The organism is Bacillota bacterium LX-D (assembly GCA_031628995.1).
Classification (GTDB): Bacteria; Bacillota; DUOV01; order DUOV01; family Zhaonellaceae; genus JAVLUO01.
Map to the genome: position 1 here is coordinate 31,355 of JAVLUO010000012.1, position 17,386 is coordinate 48,740.

Consider the following 17,386-nt stretch of genomic DNA (forward strand, 5'->3'; position numbering starts at 1 on the left):
ACAGTTATATTAATTTTTGTATATTGTTACTACATAATGCTATTTTTGGCATTTTTTTATTTATAAATGTCTGTACAGGAAGATTTTAAATGGTTATTAGCAAATTATATCTTTAAATCCCTTACTTAGTCCCATTGCAATCCCTATTTATAATTAATATGAAACATTTACCTATAGGAAATTATATAATTAAGATTTGTTACTACTTATGTAATAACTCTTAAGCACCCTAAATTGTAGCAGATTGGAACGGACACTGGGTAATATTTTTTCTGTTGATTATGTAAAACTTTGGCCCGATTTAGCTGATATTATGCATCTCATCATGTATTTTTTATTAGGGAATAAAATTGGACTTCAAATAACATCTGTATTATTATTGAATTATAAAGAGTAACTATTGTAGATAAGCTAGCAAAAGGAGATGGCACTTTGATTAAGGGCAATCAAGCAATTATGGAAAGCATATTTCCGGGTTGGAGGGAATTTCCTAAAAACAGCATGACTCCGGCGTTAAATATATCTGAAGATGGCAAAAAAATGGTTTCTTTTTTAATTCTAGCAAGTAAGGAATTGTTACAGGATTTTTATAATGAGCCTGAAGAATATGTCATTTTTACAACAGTGTATTTACGAAAAAATAAACAAAAAGTTGGTCAAGATTTAATTATTCGTTTTGACTTTAATTACCCAAACAATATTAGTTATTTTGAATCTGTTATCCAAGGAAATCTGGGAAATAGTCAAATCTTATTTTGTAAAGCTTTGACAGAAGTTCAGAAGCTTTATGTATTTGCTGCTGATAATCATGGCAAAGTGTTAAAGGTAAAAGAAGTGTTATGGGATTGTACCCAACATAAGGATATTTATAAATTAGTCTAATACCGTTTTTCAAGCTACCCAATTGGTTAGTTTTTTATTATAATTACTTGGTGGAGATGTAATAAATAACGTTGTAAATATTTTTGAATTTTCAGACCAATTGTTGCTATAAGGAGTTGGCAGATTTGATTTTAATGATAGATAATTATGATTCTTTTACATATAATTTGGTGCAATATTTGGAATCATTACAGGAACAGGTTATTGTCTATAGAAACGATGAAATCACATTGGAAAAGGTTGATAGTCTCAATCCAGATATGATTGTTTTATCTCCAGGCCCATGTACTCCAAATGAGGCTGGCATCTGTATAGATTTAGTAAAGCATTGCCAAGGGAAATTTCCTATCCTTGGAATATGCCTTGGTCACCAGACAATAGGACATGTTTTTGGGGGTAAGGTTATAAAAGCCGAAGTACCTGTACATGGAAAAGTTCATCCCATACGGCATACAAATTCAGGTGTCTTCGAGGGGCTGAAGAACCCCTTACAAGTTACAAGGTACCATTCCTTGGTTCTCGATCGAAGATCATTGCCAGATTGCTTTGTTATTACGGCAGAAACTGTGGATGGAGAAATTATGGGCATTAAGCATAAACAATATTTAATTGAAGGTGTGCAATTTCATCCTGAAGCAATTTTAACGGAGATGGGTTTAGAGCTTTTAAATAACTTCATAAGTCAGGCAAAAAAATGCAAATAAGCAGGTGACAACATGTTAATCAAGGAAGTAAAAACTTCTTTAAATAGTTTAGAGATGTATGCTGTTTTTAAAGATTTCCCGTATAGTTTTTTCTTGCACAGCGGAATGAACGAACAAAAATTAGGTCAATACTCTTTTATTGGTTTCGATCCATTTTTAGTTTTTAAAAGTAAAAATGATAATATTGAAATTAATAGACAGGGTAATATTACACAAGTAAAGGGCGATCCATTTGGGTATTTGCGAGAATTGCTAAGACTTTATCAGCAAAATTATGAATCTGATTTGCCTTTTATAGGTGGAGCAGTTGGCTACTTTGGGTATGACCTATGTCATCATTTAGAAAATTTACCGCGCAATGCAGTTGATGATGTTAATATACCTGATTGCTTCCTGGGTTTTTATGATGGCGTTATTATAACCGATCACATTAATAACAAAGTATTTGTAGCTTCTTTGGGGATAAAGGATTCAGCAGAGAATGTAGTAGATACAATTATTGGTTTGCTGCATCAGGCAGAGATCCAAGGTGTTAGAATTAGCGTAAGCACTAAAACTCAACCTGATTTCAAGGCTAACATGACCAAAGAACAATATATTGCTGCCATTTGTAAGATAAAGGATTATATCAAAGCCGGAGATATTTATCAGGCTAATTTTACGCAGCGATTTGAATGTGATCTAGAAGAGGGTCCCTTTGAATTATATGTTAAATTGAATGAAATAAATCCAGCACCATTTGCCAGCTTCATTGATTTTGGAGATGGACAAATTGTCAGCAGTTCTCCAGAGCGATTCATTAAAATTAAAAATAGGGTAATAGAAACCAGACCAATCAAAGGAACCTGTCCAAGAGGAAAGAGTTTGGAAGAAGATATAAGAAATAAAGAAGCACTTTTGGCCAGCGAAAAAGATAGAGCTGAACTGTTAATGATTGTGGATTTAGAAAGAAATGATCTAGGCAAGATTGCGAAAACAGGTACTGTTAAAGTAACGGAATTATTTCATTTAGAAGAATATGCAACAGTTTATCATTTGGTAGCAACCGTAGTGGCAGAATTAAAAGATGAATGCGATTTAGTTGATTGTATTCGTGCAACTTTTCCTGGTGGTTCTATAACTGGGGCACCGAAAATACGTGCTATGGAAATTATTGATGAACTAGAACCCACACAAAGAAATATCTATACTGGTTCAATTGGCTATATCGGCTTTAATGGTGATGCAGATTTAAACATTGTGATAAGAACTATTATTTGCAAAAATGGCAAAGCCTATTATCAAGTTGGCGGAGGTATTGTTTGGGATTCCGATCCAGAACTTGAGTATGAAGAAACGTTACATAAGGGCAGAGCTCTTAGGGAAGCATTAATAAAATAGTTGGAGTGCATGATATGTATATTTCTTTAAATGGAAATTTGCTTAAAAAACAACATGCAGCTATTTCACCCCTTAGTGAAAGTGTCTTATATGGTTATGGGTTATTTGAAACCATTAAAGTAAGCCAGCAGAAAATGTTTTTTTTTCCGGAACATTTCGAAAGACTAAAGGCTGGAAGCGAAGATTTAAATATTCCCTTAAAATTTTCACAAGAATTAATTTACAAATACTGTCACGAGTTGATACTGGAGAACCAACTTATAGATGGCGCCCTGAGGATAGCACATAATAGAAACGACGATGGGAGTTATTTAATTATAACTACTAGTGCAAGAACTTATTTGCCAGACGCTTATGCAAAGGGATTTAAGCTGTGTATTGCAGAGACACAAAGAAATCCAAATTCTTTGTTGGTCGGAATTAAATCAAATAATTACCTGGAAAATATTCTAATCCGTCAACAAGCCGTAAAACAGGGCTATGATGAGGCAATTTTTTTAAATGCTTTCAGGCAGGTGTGTGAAGGAACCATTTCGAATATTTTCTTTGTTAAAGACACAGTAGTCTATACGCCGGATATTAGATGTGGTCTTTTACCTGGGATTGTTAGAAGCAAAGTGATTAAGCTTGTAAAGCAATTAAATTTAGAAGTTGAACTTGGATCTTTTGAGCAAGAGATACTCTTAAATGCTGATGAAATTTTTGTAACTAATTCTTTATTAGAAATCATGCCTGTCAGCCAATTTGCTAATAAAACATTTGATTTAAATAACTATCCAATAACTAAAAATATCCGAGAAACATATGAATTACTCTATAAATGTGGATGATTATGGCTTTCTCTAACAAAAGTTGACTAATTTTAAGACTAAAAAATATGTTCATAAATTTAATTTAATTGTTTCCTAGGGTCCCGTGGTTTTAATCCGACTGGTCTAAGAGGGAACGTACGGTTTCATCTATGTGCACGGAGGGGAGTATGAGGTTGTCTAAATCTTGCATAAATGACCGTCTCCTTAGTGGTAGATATTGCCATCTACACGCAAATACAGACGTTCTCTATTATTGTGAACGGAAAAAGCTATATTCCGACTGATAGTGTAGCATATTTGCTTAATAAGAAAGCTACTTTGGAAAATGGAAAATTAATTTTAAAGAAGGCATAAGTTATGGCGGGCTAGTGCCCGCCTTTTTTATTAATCACAATGTTTGTTGCAGCAAATTAGCAAAAGTAAGATAATAAAAACTAAAAAATTGTTGTCTCTATTAAAGATACCACCTAAAACACCGTCGTTACCGTAGTTGCCCATGATATTTCCTCCTTTTATTCAAATTGTTCAAGTACTTGAACTTGATATATATTATGAAATAGTACGAGCAATTGTTAATGGGAAATGGTGACCGAGAGGCCCTTTTTTTGTTTTGTCAGCAAAATAATACTATATTAAATTGGTATATTATTAAAGGGTTTGCCTAATAAATGTCAAATATACTATTTATATAGATAGGAGGCGATATAATTGGAAATAAATACAACATTAGACCTTACATCTGCCGAGATAGAGGAAATAACTCGAATCGTTAACAAAGAGGCACAGGACAAAGGTGAAACTGTATTGTCAGTGGATGTTAGCCAAGATGGGGAAGAATTAATTATTAAACCTTATTATCGTCGGAAAATACAAAGGATTAGACGTATTACTGGTTACTTAAGTAATGAGAAAAATTTTAATGATGCAAAAATAGCGGAAGCAAGAGATAGATATTGCCATATGTAAAAACTTAAGCCCCGGGAGACCGGGGCTTTTTTATATCCTTAAATACTAAACCATCTATTATAATTGTTTTTTCTTGTAAGATTTTATTTATCTATTTAGCCAATATAACGTTATTAAAAAATTGTGCTATAAGAAAAATATGGATGATGATGGCCCGTTGGACTTGAGTACCTTTAAGCCAGAAGAAAAAATTCAATACAGAGGGGGAAATAGAACAAAATGAACTATGCACTAAATTTTATAGAAGGTGTTGTAGAACAAAGGATAGATAATATCTGTAATGGTGTTACCAACGAAGATTGGTACAAAGAGCTTCAGGATAGATTAATCTCGATAAGAAAAATACTAGAGGAAAACATGAATGGGGATAGAGAACTTCTTGATAAATATAATTTACTATGTTTGGAAATTAGTTTTAAAACTTGTATAGAGGTTTATAAAAAAGCAATCATGGATAGTAATGGTTTGGTGTCAAAATTGGTGTCAAAACAAATTTATATAAAATAAGGCTTCCAATGTTATTCTTGGAAGCCTTATTTTATATGGTGCCGAAGGTCGGGGTCGAACCGACACGGGGGGTGAGCCCCGCTGGATTTTGAGTCCAGTGCGTCTGCCAATTCCGCCACTTCGGCACAAGCTATGTTAACAACGATTATATTATCAAAAATATTTATCAATGTCAACAATTTTAATCAATAAGTGTTTTGATAAATTTTAAATCTAAACAAGGGTTTTGTCACATAGTCCCGAATTATATAAAAGTTGGGAACAAAACTAGCATATTTTTCGTCTGATACGGGTTAGTATGAGAGGGGGCCTTGGTTTGGAGCTAGATGAATCTAAATTAATAGAATTAAGTAAATCCGGCAATGCCGAGGCTTTTGAAGAATTAGCACTAAAATACGAAAAGCAAGTTTATACCATTGCCTACCGTTTTATGGGAAATTATGAAGATGCTTGTGATTTAGCACAAGAAACATTTATCAAAGCTTTTAAATCTATTAGAGGGTTCCGTGGAGATGCTTCTTTTAAAACATGGATTTTTCATATAGTTACAAATGTTTGCCGTGATGAACTTAGGAAAAGAAAAAAAAGGCAAGTTATATCTCTCGATGCACCTTTATTTACTGAAGAAGGTGAATTGTCCAGACAGGCGGAAGATTGGACGTATTCACCGGAAAGAATTTATGAAGGCAAAGAAGGCCAGGAAATTGTTCAGAAAATGTTAGATAGCTTAGCTCCAGAATATAGAGAAGTTTTAATTATGCGTGAGCTACAAAGTTTTAGTTACGATGAAATAGCCAAAAAATTAAATTGTACACTTGGAACGGTAAAATCCAGGTTAAATAGGGCTCGAAAAGCCATGAAAGATTTGGTACTAGCAAAACAGGAACTATTTTCAGAAAGTTACCGTCTAATTAGTAAGTAAGGAGGGACAAGAGATGAACTGTCGGGAAATACAAGAAATGCTATCAGCTTTTATAGATACAGAATTAACCCAATCGGAAACATTACAAGTAATGGAACATCTTAAGTTTTGCAGTAAATGCCGTCAGGAACTTTTAAACCTCCAAAAAACTATTCATTTTCTGCGAAATTCGCCAGAATTGGACCTTCCTGCTGATTTTCATTCTAATCTTAGTTGCAAGTTGAGAAAAGTAAATATGCAGAAAAAACCCCTGAATAATATTTCCAGGTATAAATTGGGGACTGCTGTAGCTGCTATTTTCTTAATAGTAGTTTCTACTCACTTTGCAGCTGCTTTAAATTACAAGGTGGAGTCGTCCTTAAGTACTGTAGAAGACGGGCAAAAACAAAAAATTCTAAGTAAACAAAATCAAGCTACAATTGAAAAAAAACCTCAGGTCCCTCCAAATAAAACGAAGGAATTAAAAATTGAAAGTGTGGAGAATGCTTCTCCTAAAAAAAGTAGGATAGAAAAGAATGGTTCCCTTTCTGAAAAGCGTCCAGTAGAAACTACTGTCAAATCTGTTATAGCTACTGCGGTATCCCCGAAAATACGTAGTGAAGATGGTACTTTTATAAATTTGAATGATCGAAATGGTTTCAATTTACAAACTCAAGAAAAATCATTATCAACAGCCATGTCCTTTATACAGGATGATGTATCAGTTGATACAGATTACCAATTACTAGTGAAGGAAATAGATTTGCACGTAAAAAATATAGATCAAGCTCGAGAAGATGTAAAAATGGCAGCTATCTCCATGGGGGGCATTATTTTAGTGCAAGATCAGAACTACCTAGAAGTTAGTTTTCCAGAAAAAAATTTAGTACGCGCTATACAAGCTATTGAAAAACATGGAGATTGTTTTAAAGAAACTAGCTCGGGCCAAAGTGCAGCGAAACAAGTGAAGCAGATAAATAAAAAACAAAATAGTCTTTACTTGGTAATAGATAAGCTTAAAGAACAGCTTGCATTTGAGGACAATCAAGAAGTAATTAAGAAAATTCAAGAGGAACTGCTAGTGAAAACAGAGGAACTAAACAAATATTATGAAAAACTAAAGACACTATCCGACCAAAATGTGATTTGCAAAATTAAGCTGGTACCTTAGTCTTGAAATTCGGTAGGCAGGAAAATGTTCCTGTATACCGAATTTTTTAATTTATGATTGAATCTATTTTTGTAAATAATAGCATTGAATAAATTAGGAGTGCAATCATGAAACCAAAAGAGAAGATACTAATTTTAGATGGAAACAGTTTAGCACATAGAGCTTTTTATGCTTTACCCCTTTTGTCAAATAGACAAGGAATATTTACCAATGCAGCTTACGGTTTTACCATGATGCTTTTAAAATTATTAAAAACTGAAAAACCCGGCTATATTGTTGTTGCCTTTGATAAAGGTAAAACCTTTAGACACGAACAATATTCCGAATATAAGGGCCGTCGAAAAGCTACTCCTCAAGAATTGCGGCCTCAGTTTATTGTAATTAGGAAAATCTTAAAGGCCCTAAACATTGCCATTGTTGAGCTAGAAGGTTTTGAGGCTGACGATTTATTAGGTACCATAGCAAACAAAGCTGAGCAGGAAAATTTAGAGAGCATTATTATAACAGGAGACCGTGATGCTTTACAGTTAGTAACTGAGCATACTAATGCTTATATTACCCGAAAAGGTATCAGTGTGCTAGAATGCTACGATAAAGAAGCCATTGTAGCTAAATATGGCATTGAACCCCCTAAATTAAGGGATGTAAAAGGTTTAATGGGCGATAATTCCGATAATATTCCTGGGATACCTGGAATTGGGGAGAAAACTGCTGTACAGTTAATCCAGGAATATGGAAGTGTCGAAAATTTACTTGCTAATGTTGAAAAAATTAAAAAACCTAAGTTAAAAGAAAATATAATAAATAATAAAGAACAAGCGCTTTTTAGTAAAAAATTAGGCACAATTGATTGTTGTGTTCCCCTTAGAGTAGATTTTAGTGACTATAGGTATGAAAAACCAGATTATCCAGCTTTACTTGAAATTTTTACAGAATTAGAGTTTAATAGCCTTTTAAAAGAAATTTTAAGTGAAATTAAGGATCAAACTCTAGATACTGCTGAATTTGAAGAAAATGACTACTTCGTCTGCATAAACACTATCTCGGAACTGAAAACTAAGTTAGCAAATGTTCCTGCGCAAAAAGTGGCTTGTTATTTTGCTTTCGATAGTAAAGACTATTTAAAAGCTAAAATAACTGCAATTGGTATGGCCTGGGGTAGTGAAAATGTATATTTAGATTTTCGCAACTTATCTTCTGAGGAAATTAACGAATATCTGAGCTGTATATTTGATCAAGAAAATAGAGAGGTAATTTGTTACGATTTAAAAGCAATTTTTGCAGCTAATAAAATTAGGGGTATTAGTTTCCAAGCATCTAGTTGGGATATATTATTGGCTGCTTATCTTTTAAATCCCTCAGCGTCCAATTATGAGCTTGAAAATTTGAGCTTGGAGTATTTGAACAAACCATTGGTACCATCAGACCAAATAGCAGAAATAGTAACAAGATCTGCCAGGTCCATCCTAAATCTTAAGGATATATTTACTGAAAAGCTGGTTGAAACTGAAATGGAGCAACTTTACTCCACAGTAGAACTGCCTTTAATAAAAATCTTGGCCAAAATGGAAATTGAGGGAGTAAAATTAGATAAAAATCAACTTTTAAAAATGGGCCAAGAAATTGGCCAAGAAATTGATTTTCTTACAGATAAAATTTATCAGTTGGCTGGAGAAGAATTCAACATTAATTCTCCAAAACAATTGGGGGTTATCTTATTTGAAAAATTAGGGCTGCCTCCTTTGAAAAAAACCAAAACTGGCTATTCAACAAACGCTGAAGTACTGGAAGAGTTAGCTGAGAGGCATGAAATAGTAGCAAATATTTTAGAATATAGGCAGCTAGTTAAATTAAAAAGTACCTATATAGATGGTTTGCTTGGGTTAATTAGTCCAAATACAGAAAGGGTTCATACAACATTTAATCAAACGGTTACCGCTACGGGAAGGTTAAGCAGTACTGAGCCTAACTTACAAAATATTCCCATTAGATTAGAAGTAGGGCGCCGTTTACGAAAAGCATTTATTCCATCTTCTCCAGAAAATGTGTTGTTAGCTGCTGATTACTCCCAAATAGAGCTGCGTGTTTTAGCCTCTATAGCGCAGGATGCAAGCTTAATCGATGCTTTTCTTAAAAATCAGGACATTCATACTAGGACTGCCAGTGAAGTTTTTGGCATTCCGATGGATGAAGTAACTAAGGATTTAAGACGTCGTGCCAAAGCAGTAAATTTTGGAATCGTTTACGGAATTAGCGATTTTGGTTTGAGTAAAGACTTAAGTATTACTAGGAAAGAAGCACAAAATTACATTGATCTTTATTTCTCTCGCTATCCTTCTGTAAAAAAATACATTGAACAAATAATTTTAGAAGCTAGGGAAAAGGGCTATGTAACTACTATTCTCAAGCGTCGACGCTATTTACCTGACATCTACAGTTCAAACCGGAACGTTCGGGCTTTTGGAGAACGGACTGCGATGAATACTCCTATTCAAGGCAGTGCAGCTGATATTATTAAATTAGCAATGCTGGAAGTTGATAAACGTCTCCAAGAAGCCCATTTAAAAACAAAAATGATCCTCCAAGTACACGATGAATTAATTTTTGATGTACCAAAAGAGGAAATGGAAGAGGTACCCTCTATCGTGCGAAGTTCTATGGAAAATGTTTATTCTTTAGATGTACCATTAAAGGTAGATATGAAATATGGCCCTAATTGGTATGATATGACAGAATTATAGTGTAAGGGTGAAAAAGTATGCCAGAACTTCCTGAAGTAGAAACTGTACGTAGAAGTTTAGAAAAAAGGCTATTAGGTAGGAAAATTAAGAAGGTTAATATATTTATGCCTAAGCTAATTAAAATTCCTGGTCCAGAGGACTTTGAAAGGGGGTTAGAAGGAGCCCGAATAGATGCTTTGAAACGTCGAGGAAAATACTTGCTTATTTGCCTTTCTACGGGTTTTATTTGGGTAACTCATCTTAGAATGACAGGTCAGTTAATTTATTCCAGACCCAACGATGAGGTGCAAAAACATACTCATTTAATATTTGAATTAGATAATGGAGACCAACTGCGCTATGTAGATATTAGGCGTTTCGGTACAATATACCTACTAAAACCGGAGGAATTCTCTTTAGTCAAAGGTTTAAGAGAGTTAGGCCCAGAACCTTTAGGTGATGACTTTTCTTTTGAAAAATTTAGTAACGAATTAAAAAACAAAAAGGGAAAGCTTAAACAACTCCTTTTAGATCAGAGATTTATTGCTGGAATAGGCAATATTTACGCTGACGAAATTTTATTTGATGCAGGTTTGCAACCTGAAAGATTGGCTAATACATTAAATGATGATGAGCTTCAAAAGCTTTATAGAAGTATTAGAAGTGTACTTCAGCTAGGCATTGCTAATCGAGGTACGTCTATGCGAAACTATGTTGATGGTGATGGCAGAACGGGGGATTTTCAAAAGCTGTTAAAAGTATATGGAAAAGGGGGGCAGCCTTGCCCCAAGTGTGGGCGTATTTTGCTTAAACAGCGGGTAGGGGGAAGAAGTTCCTGCTACTGTAAACATTGCCAAAAGTAGTGCCCTAAAGAAAGATTTTTCGATGTAACGATGCAAACCTCCTTGACATATTGTGTTAGTAGCTTAAGCACTTGATGTACAGGGAGGGCAAAAAATATGGGTATTATTCATGCGATGATTTTTGCTTTAGCAGTGAGCTTAGACGGTTTTGGGGTAGGAATTTCCTATGGAATTCGCAGAATTAAAGTACCTTGGTATTCATTATTAATTATCTGTTTAACGTCCACCTTGGCAATTACAATATCTATGCTCTTTGGAAATATGCTAGCACAAATTATTTCGACGGAACTTGCCGAGAAAATCGGGTCTTTTATTATGGTAGCTGTAGGAATATGGATTTTAATTGAGTCTATTGAAAATATTTATCGAGAAAAAAACTCTTTAGCAGGTAAACAGGAAAAATTAAAGCAAGCAGAGAAATCTATCATGAGAATTAAAATTCCAATGTTTGGTGTTGTAATTCAAATTTTACGAGAGCCAATCCAGGCTGACTTTGACAATTCAGGAGTGATAGGTTTAGGGGAAGCTTGTGTTTTAGGTTTAGCCTTAGCTATGGATGCTTTAGGAGCAGGTTTTGGCGCAGCTGTAGCAGGTTACCAGTTTTTCTTAGTACCATTATTCGTTGGTCTTTTTAAATTGATTTTAGTGCCAACAGGTTTATATCTTGGGAAAAAATGGGGTAAAAACAGTTTCGGAGAAAAAGGAGCTCTTTTACCTGGCTTGATATTGATAATTTTAGGATTAAGTCGTATTTAATTAGGAGTGAATACAGTGCTAGTAATTGGATTAACAGGCGGAATTGCTAGCGGCAAAAGTACTGTTGCCAAAAAATTAGAAAGCTTAGGAGCGAAATTAACTGACGCTGATCAAATTTCCAGGGAAATAGTAAGAAAGGGTCAACCTGCTTGGCAGGAAATTATAAGATATTTTGGAGAAAATATTTTACTGGATTCTGGTGAAATCAATCGTAAGGCTCTGGCAAATATTATTTTTAGTGACTTAGAAGCTAGAGCCTTTTTAAATAGTATCACACATTACCGGATAAAACAAATAGCTAGGGAGCAGATTGATACATATAGACGGGAAAAAAAGGTTAAATTAATTGTTTTAGATGCGGCTCTTTTAATAGAAACAGGTTTGAATCAGGAAGTAGAACAGATTTGGCTGGCTGCCTGCAGTCAAGAAACTCAAATAAAAAGGCTCATGGCCCGTGATAATCTTAATTATGGACAAGCAATAGCACGAATTAAGTCCCAAATGCCTTTAAAAGAAAAATTAGACTATGCTGATATTATTATAAATACTGAAGGAACTATAGAGTATACTTTAGAACAGGTAGAGAATCTTTGGGCTAAGTATGTGGCTAAATGATTAATTATAATTGGGGAAATAAATTGGAGTGGTTAAATGGTTTTTGTATTAAGAAGGAAAAAATTATTGATTCTATTTGTTTTATTCTTATTAGCTGTTTTTAGTTTCATTATTTTACCTTGGGTTTGGAAGGTTTTTTATCCTTTTCCTTATCAAAATACTATTGTAGATTCTGCCCAAAGGTCTAATTTAAGCCCTAACTTAGTTTTAGCAGTGATTAGGGTAGAAAGTAAGTTTAGGGCTGATGCCAAATCACCTCGAGGAGCATGTGGTTTAATGCAATTAATGCCAGAAACAGCTAAATGGGTAACAAAAAAAATGGGGATTAGCTATGCTGAGGAGAAACTATTTGATCCAGAATTTAATATTAAAGTAGGCAGCTGGTACTTAGCATATCTAATTTCTGAGTTTAATGGAAATGTGCCAGCAGCCTTGGCTGCTTATAATGGTGGTCGCGGCAATGTAAGACAATGGCTTGATAAGGGGATATGGTTAGGATCAACTGAAGATATAGATAAAATACCTTTTAAGGAAACCCGTCAATTCATCGAAAGAGTATTACATGATTATAATGTCTATTCCTGTTTATATTAAGCAAATTTTTAAAAAAATAAGGCTATACCCTTTGTAAACTGTTAATATATAATTCAGAAGGATTCTAAGTATATTTTGAAGAGGTGAAGCCAGTGTCAGAAATAAATAATTTAAAAAAAGTAGATGAGCTAGAAATTTCTCCAAAACGGCTTTTTTATTCGGCCCAGCACCAGGAAATACTGGATGGTGCTACCACAGATATTTATTTTGTACGTACATATGAAATACTGCAAAAGTTAAATAAAGATGATACCAAGGTAGTAGCTGAAATCTTCGCTCGTAAAAATGGTGTGTTAGCAGGAGTAAACGAAGTTCTCAATTTGCTTCAAGATAAGGATGTTGAGATTTGGTCCTTGCCGGAAGGAGCTGCCTTTTCCTCCAAAGAAGTAGTTATGCGCATTAAAGGTGCATATAATCAATTTGGACTCTATGAAACTGTTTTATTAGGTATGTTGGCTAGTTCCAGCGGCTGGGCTACTGCTGCTAAAATAATTAAAGAGGCTTGCGGGGATAAGCCCATGTTTTGCTTCGGAGCAAGACATGTACATCCAGCAGTGGCTCCCGTAATGGAAAGGGCAGCCATAGTAGGAGGAGCAGATGGTGCTAGCTGTATCCTAGGGGCTAAATTAGCAGGTCTAAACCCTTCGGGAACAGTCCCACACGCTATTTTTCTCATTGTAGGTGATACTGTTGAAGTTGCTAAGGCCTATGAACAGTATATGCCTAAAGATGCTAAGCGTTTAATGCTAATTGATACTTTTAAAGACGAAGCCGAAGAAGCCTTGCGCTTGTCCAATGCTTTAGGACCAGTCTTAGATGGCATAAGACTAGATACACCAAGTGAACGAGGTGGAGTGACTCCTGAATTGGTTAGGGAAATTAGGTTTAGATTAGACCAAGCAGGACATAAGAGAGTACAAATTTTTGTTTCTGGGGGTCTTTATCCCGAAAAAATTGCTTTATTAGCTCAGGCAGGTGCAGATGCTTTTGGAGTTGGTAGCTTTATTTCGGCAGCTTCACCGATTGATATGACAATGGATTTGAAAGAAGTTGATGGACAGCCTATAGCAAAGAGGGGGAGATTACCAGGATTAATACTTTCTCCTCGCTTACAAAGAATGAAGTGACTATTTGCCTGGTTAGCCAGGCATATATATGAGGGGATTATTTTGAATAAAGTTGATAAATTTTTACAGCTTATTTGTCTTCTATTAGTTTCTATAATGCTTTTTGGCTGTTTTTCTAATGACAAGGCCATAGAAGAAAAAATGTTGGAACAGAAAAATATTATTAATAATGGGTTGGCTATAAATTTGCCCACAGATCTAAGCAGTTTAGATCCTGTTCAGTTGGATACTCCATGGGATATAGAATTAGCTAGCACTATCTACGAAGGTTTAGTCAAATACGATTTAGATACTGAGAAAGTTGTCCCTGCTTTGGCAGCTAGTTGGAAGATTTCCCCTGATGGCAAGACATTTACCTTTTCACTACGGAAAAACGCAAGATTTCATACGGGGAAAAAAGTTACAGCAGGCGATGTTAAGTTTTCTTGGGAAAGAGCTCTAAGCCTTAATAATTCAGAGATCAATCAAATCTTTGGAAAAATAGATGGAGCCATGGAATTTGCCCAAGGAAAAGGTACGGAAGTTTCAGGCATAAAAGTTGTCAATGATAGAGTTCTTCAGGTAGATTTAAATGCAGCGGACGAAAGTTTTTTATTAAAACTAACCCACCTAGCCGCTAGTATTGTTAACAAAGATTTGGTTGCAGAGCAGGGAAATTTATATGGCAAACCTGAGGCCGGAGAAAAGCTAAAAATAGCTGGTACGGGACCTTATCGTTTAGTAGAATGGGTTCTGGGGCAAAGCATTACTTTAGAATCATCACCCTATTACCCTGAAAAACCATCTATGCCGCGTTTAACATTTAAGTTTGAACCGGAAAAAGACATTGCTTTATCTGAACTGGAGCGTGGTGACATTCAGATCTTGCAATCAGAAGAAATTATTCCGGAGCTGTTTTTAAGGAAAGATCCAGAATTAAAAAAATTAGAGAAGAAAGAACCAAGATCCGAAATAATTTTTTTAGGCTTTAATACTTTAGAATCGCCTTTTGATGATCCCAATTTTCGTCAAGCTATCAACAATGCTTTAAATAGAAATGAAATAGCAAAGCTAGGAAATTATTTGCCTGCGCAGGGTTTGCTTCCTCGGGTATTATTAGACGGTATGAAACCCTTAGAACCCTATAAATACGATGCACAGAAAAGTAAAAAATATTTTTCTGAACTAACAAAAAAGGCAAAAAACCCGAAAGCATTAAACCTTTATTTTTGTAATATTGGGAAAAATGAACAGATCGCAGTAACTATAAAAAAGCAGCTACAGAAAGCGGGCTTAGAGCTTAGAACCCAACCAATAGCTTCTTTGGAAGAATTAAGAAGAGGGATCGAACAAAATAGAATAGATTTTTACTTAGATTCATTTTTCCTACAAATTCCGGATCCAGAAGTTTTTTATAGGTCCATGTTTTTGAGCAGTAGTCCAGATAATTTAACTCATTATAACAATATAAATTTTGATGAATTGTTAAGCTTTATACAAACACAAAAAATAGGCAGCAAGGAAAGGAACGATGCTTTGATTCAAGCTGAGAAAAATATTATGGAGGATGCTACAATTATAACGATTTTAGAAGGTGCTAATTACGCTATTTTTGGCGCAAATATTGCTAAACCCGAGTTAAATCCCTTTAAAGTAATTTCTTTAGAGAATGTTTCTTTTCAAGGAATTGAGTAGTAACTAGAAAAATTAGCAAAAAATTAGCAAAAAATGAATATCCTACTAACTAAAATATAATACTATACTTACGCTACTGTAACAAAAAAAGGCGGGAGCTAAGTTGGTAGATTTTCGATTTCATATTACGACCTTGGTAGCAATTTTTTTGGCCTTGGGTGTGGGTATTTTTATTGGCAGCACCATAGTTGGTGATGATGCTTTACTTAATGAACAAAAAGCAATTACAGATCGCTTGGAACAGGATTTTATTTTATTACGTGAACAAAATCGGTTATCACAAAAAGAAATATTAGCTTTTAAAAATTCTAATGATAACTACCAGCAATTCGCTAATGCGGTGTTGCCCCTCTTAGTAAAAAATAAACTTTTAGGCTTGAATATCGCTTTTATCGTTACAAATAATAATGTTGCAACTGATAGCTTAAAGAAAAGTTTTGAGCTATCCGGCGCTAATTTAGTTTCTATTACCAGGATCGATAGCAGCTTTAATTTTACTGACCAAAACATGAAGACGTTCTTAATTAACAAATTGGATTTATCAAAAGTTCGCACAAGTGCGGACTTTGCTGCTAAAATAAGTCTTAAAGTAGCTGAAGGGGTTTTGAATGGCTTTGATCCCCTAATACTTAAAACTCTAGAAGAAGTAAATTATGCAACTACGGAGTTATTTAAGAATGTTAAACCAGATATAGCCATAATCTTTGGTGGAAGTCAAGGTCCTAAAGAAAATACTGTGAGTGTTATTGACTTACCGATGATTAATTATTTTTTGAAACAAGGGTTGGAGGTAGTCGGAACTGAGCCAAGTCAGGTAACTTTCTCTTACATGGGCTTATATCAAAGTAAAAAAATTATAACAGTAGATAATGTTGATAGTGCAATTGGTCAAATTGCTTTAATATTAGCCATAAATGGCTCTCCTGGAAATTATGGCATAAAAACAACTGCAGATAGACTGTTGCCCTTGTTAGATTATGAAGTGCACTGCGTAAATTAAGCTATTATATTTGGGGCCAATTAAAATTACTTGCCTTAATAGTATTTTATATGGTATAATAATATCGTTCCCTGGAAGCAGTGCTTTTGCGGAAGTGCTGGAACTGGCAGACAGGCACGTTTGAGGGGCGTGTGTAGAAATACGTATGGGTTCAAGTCCCATCTTCCGCACCAAAAAAAACTACTGATATTATCGGTAGTTTTTTTTAGTTTGCCCGGCATATTTGCTGAGCCGATGGGCTGAAAGAAACCCTATCGCCTAACCGGCAGGAAGATAACTCGTAAGCAAGGGCGTCACCGGTAACTGTGGGGTTTGCAGGAAGCCGAAGGGGGAAACTTGGAACATAGCGCAAGCAAACCGAGGTTGGCTAGTCAGGCGAGTAACCCTGTAAAAAGCGGGAAAGCCCAAAAGCCGGTAACAGACCGGAGGATAAAACCGGGAGGACACTGCACCAAGTTGTAGTGAGGCATGAAAGTCCAAAGCTTTTATGTAATGCGAAGGGGCGAAGATAAATCAAAGAATCTGACTGCAGATATAAATATTTATGCAAAGAGAAGATAACCGAGGCTGAAATTGCATAGGCAGGATATAAAGGTCAGTTCGAGAAAATATCTATGACAACCCGGCGTAACTCCGCAAGCCCATTCAAAAGTATGGCCTTACCAAACAGTTGGTTTAAGGAATAGGGTTAATTGATTTGGAAACATACAATGT

Annotated in this window: 16 protein-coding genes and 2 tRNA genes; 17 read left to right on the forward strand and 1 reads right to left on the reverse strand. The window is 35.0% G+C overall.

Features of this window, described 5'->3' with window-relative positions; translation table 11 throughout:
• The first annotated feature begins 432 nt into the window (after window positions 1–432).
• The 6 genes from RDV78_09775 to RDV78_09800 all read left to right on the forward strand — a co-directional run bounded on the left by RDV78_09775 (window position 433) and on the right by RDV78_09800 (window position 5,251).
• Window positions 433–882 (forward strand): hypothetical protein, encoded by a 450-nt coding sequence (locus RDV78_09775; protein ID MDS1030741.1) that lies wholly within the window; start codon window positions 433–435, stop codon window positions 880–882.
• 125 nt (window positions 883–1,007) lie between these two features.
• Window positions 1,008–1,586 carry an aminodeoxychorismate/anthranilate synthase component II gene (locus tag RDV78_09780; protein ID MDS1030742.1) on the forward strand — a complete coding sequence of 193 codons (579 nt, stop codon included), beginning with the start codon at window positions 1,008–1,010 and terminating at the stop codon, window positions 1,584–1,586.
• A 12-nt stretch (window positions 1,587–1,598) separates the two neighbouring features.
• A complete protein-coding gene (pabB, locus tag RDV78_09785; GenBank protein MDS1030743.1) occupies window positions 1,599–2,966 on the forward strand; it encodes an aminodeoxychorismate synthase component I in 1,368 nt (455 codons plus the stop codon).
• Between the two features lie 14 nt (window positions 2,967–2,980).
• Window positions 2,981–3,796 (forward strand): aminotransferase class IV, encoded by an 816-nt coding sequence (locus RDV78_09790; protein MDS1030744.1) that lies wholly within the window; start codon window positions 2,981–2,983, stop codon window positions 3,794–3,796.
• A 690-nt stretch (window positions 3,797–4,486) separates the two neighbouring features.
• Window positions 4,487–4,744, forward strand: a complete 258-nt coding sequence (gene nrdD / locus RDV78_09795; GenBank protein MDS1030745.1) for an anaerobic ribonucleoside-triphosphate reductase — start codon at window positions 4,487–4,489, stop codon at window positions 4,742–4,744.
• A 219-nt stretch (window positions 4,745–4,963) separates the two neighbouring features.
• The gene (locus tag RDV78_09800) at window positions 4,964–5,251 is read left to right on the forward strand and encodes a hypothetical protein (protein MDS1030746.1); all 288 of its coding nucleotides are present in this window, start codon (window positions 4,964–4,966) and stop codon (window positions 5,249–5,251) included.
• Between the two features lie 36 nt (window positions 5,252–5,287).
• Here the strand turns inward: RDV78_09800 and RDV78_09805 are convergent.
• Window positions 5,288–5,376 (reverse strand) — tRNA-Leu (locus tag RDV78_09805).
• A gap of 191 nt (window positions 5,377–5,567) precedes the next feature.
• Between RDV78_09805 and RDV78_09810 the strand changes: the two genes are divergently transcribed.
• From RDV78_09810 to RDV78_09860, 11 genes are all read left to right on the forward strand, one after another.
• Window positions 5,568–6,173: a sigma-70 family RNA polymerase sigma factor gene (locus tag RDV78_09810; protein ID MDS1030747.1), complete on the forward strand. Its 606-nt coding sequence runs from the start codon at window positions 5,568–5,570 to the stop codon at window positions 6,171–6,173.
• 13 nt (window positions 6,174–6,186) lie between these two features.
• Entirely contained in the window at window positions 6,187–7,323 is a 1,137-nt protein-coding gene (locus tag RDV78_09815; GenBank protein ID MDS1030748.1) for a zf-HC2 domain-containing protein, read from the forward strand.
• A 107-nt stretch (window positions 7,324–7,430) separates the two neighbouring features.
• Window positions 7,431–10,064 carry a DNA polymerase I gene (gene polA, locus RDV78_09820; protein ID MDS1030749.1) on the forward strand — a complete coding sequence of 878 codons (2,634 nt, stop codon included), beginning with the start codon at window positions 7,431–7,433 and terminating at the stop codon, window positions 10,062–10,064.
• Between the two features lie 17 nt (window positions 10,065–10,081).
• Window positions 10,082–10,906, forward strand: a complete 825-nt coding sequence (gene mutM / locus RDV78_09825; GenBank protein MDS1030750.1) for a DNA-formamidopyrimidine glycosylase — start codon at window positions 10,082–10,084, stop codon at window positions 10,904–10,906.
• A 96-nt stretch (window positions 10,907–11,002) separates the two neighbouring features.
• A complete protein-coding gene (ytaF, locus tag RDV78_09830) occupies window positions 11,003–11,662 on the forward strand; it encodes a sporulation membrane protein YtaF (GenBank protein MDS1030751.1) in 660 nt (219 codons plus the stop codon).
• A gap of 15 nt (window positions 11,663–11,677) precedes the next feature.
• Window positions 11,678–12,277: a dephospho-CoA kinase gene (gene coaE / locus RDV78_09835; protein ID MDS1030752.1), complete on the forward strand. Its 600-nt coding sequence runs from the start codon at window positions 11,678–11,680 to the stop codon at window positions 12,275–12,277.
• A 36-nt stretch (window positions 12,278–12,313) separates the two neighbouring features.
• On the forward strand, window positions 12,314–12,871 hold the full coding sequence (locus tag RDV78_09840) for a lytic transglycosylase domain-containing protein (GenBank protein MDS1030753.1): 558 nt from the start codon (window positions 12,314–12,316) through the stop codon (window positions 12,869–12,871).
• Window positions 12,872–12,963: 92 nt separating this feature from the next.
• Window positions 12,964–13,998, forward strand: a complete 1,035-nt coding sequence (locus tag RDV78_09845) for a nicotinate phosphoribosyltransferase (GenBank protein ID MDS1030754.1) — start codon at window positions 12,964–12,966, stop codon at window positions 13,996–13,998.
• Between the two features lie 42 nt (window positions 13,999–14,040).
• Window positions 14,041–15,672 carry an ABC transporter substrate-binding protein gene (locus RDV78_09850; GenBank protein MDS1030755.1) on the forward strand — a complete coding sequence of 544 codons (1,632 nt, stop codon included), beginning with the start codon at window positions 14,041–14,043 and terminating at the stop codon, window positions 15,670–15,672.
• A 103-nt stretch (window positions 15,673–15,775) separates the two neighbouring features.
• Window positions 15,776–16,672 (forward strand): copper transporter, encoded by an 897-nt coding sequence (locus tag RDV78_09855; protein ID MDS1030756.1) that lies wholly within the window; start codon window positions 15,776–15,778, stop codon window positions 16,670–16,672.
• 88 nt (window positions 16,673–16,760) lie between these two features.
• Window positions 16,761–16,845 (forward strand) — tRNA-Leu (locus RDV78_09860).
• Window positions 16,846–17,386 lie beyond the last annotated feature (541 nt).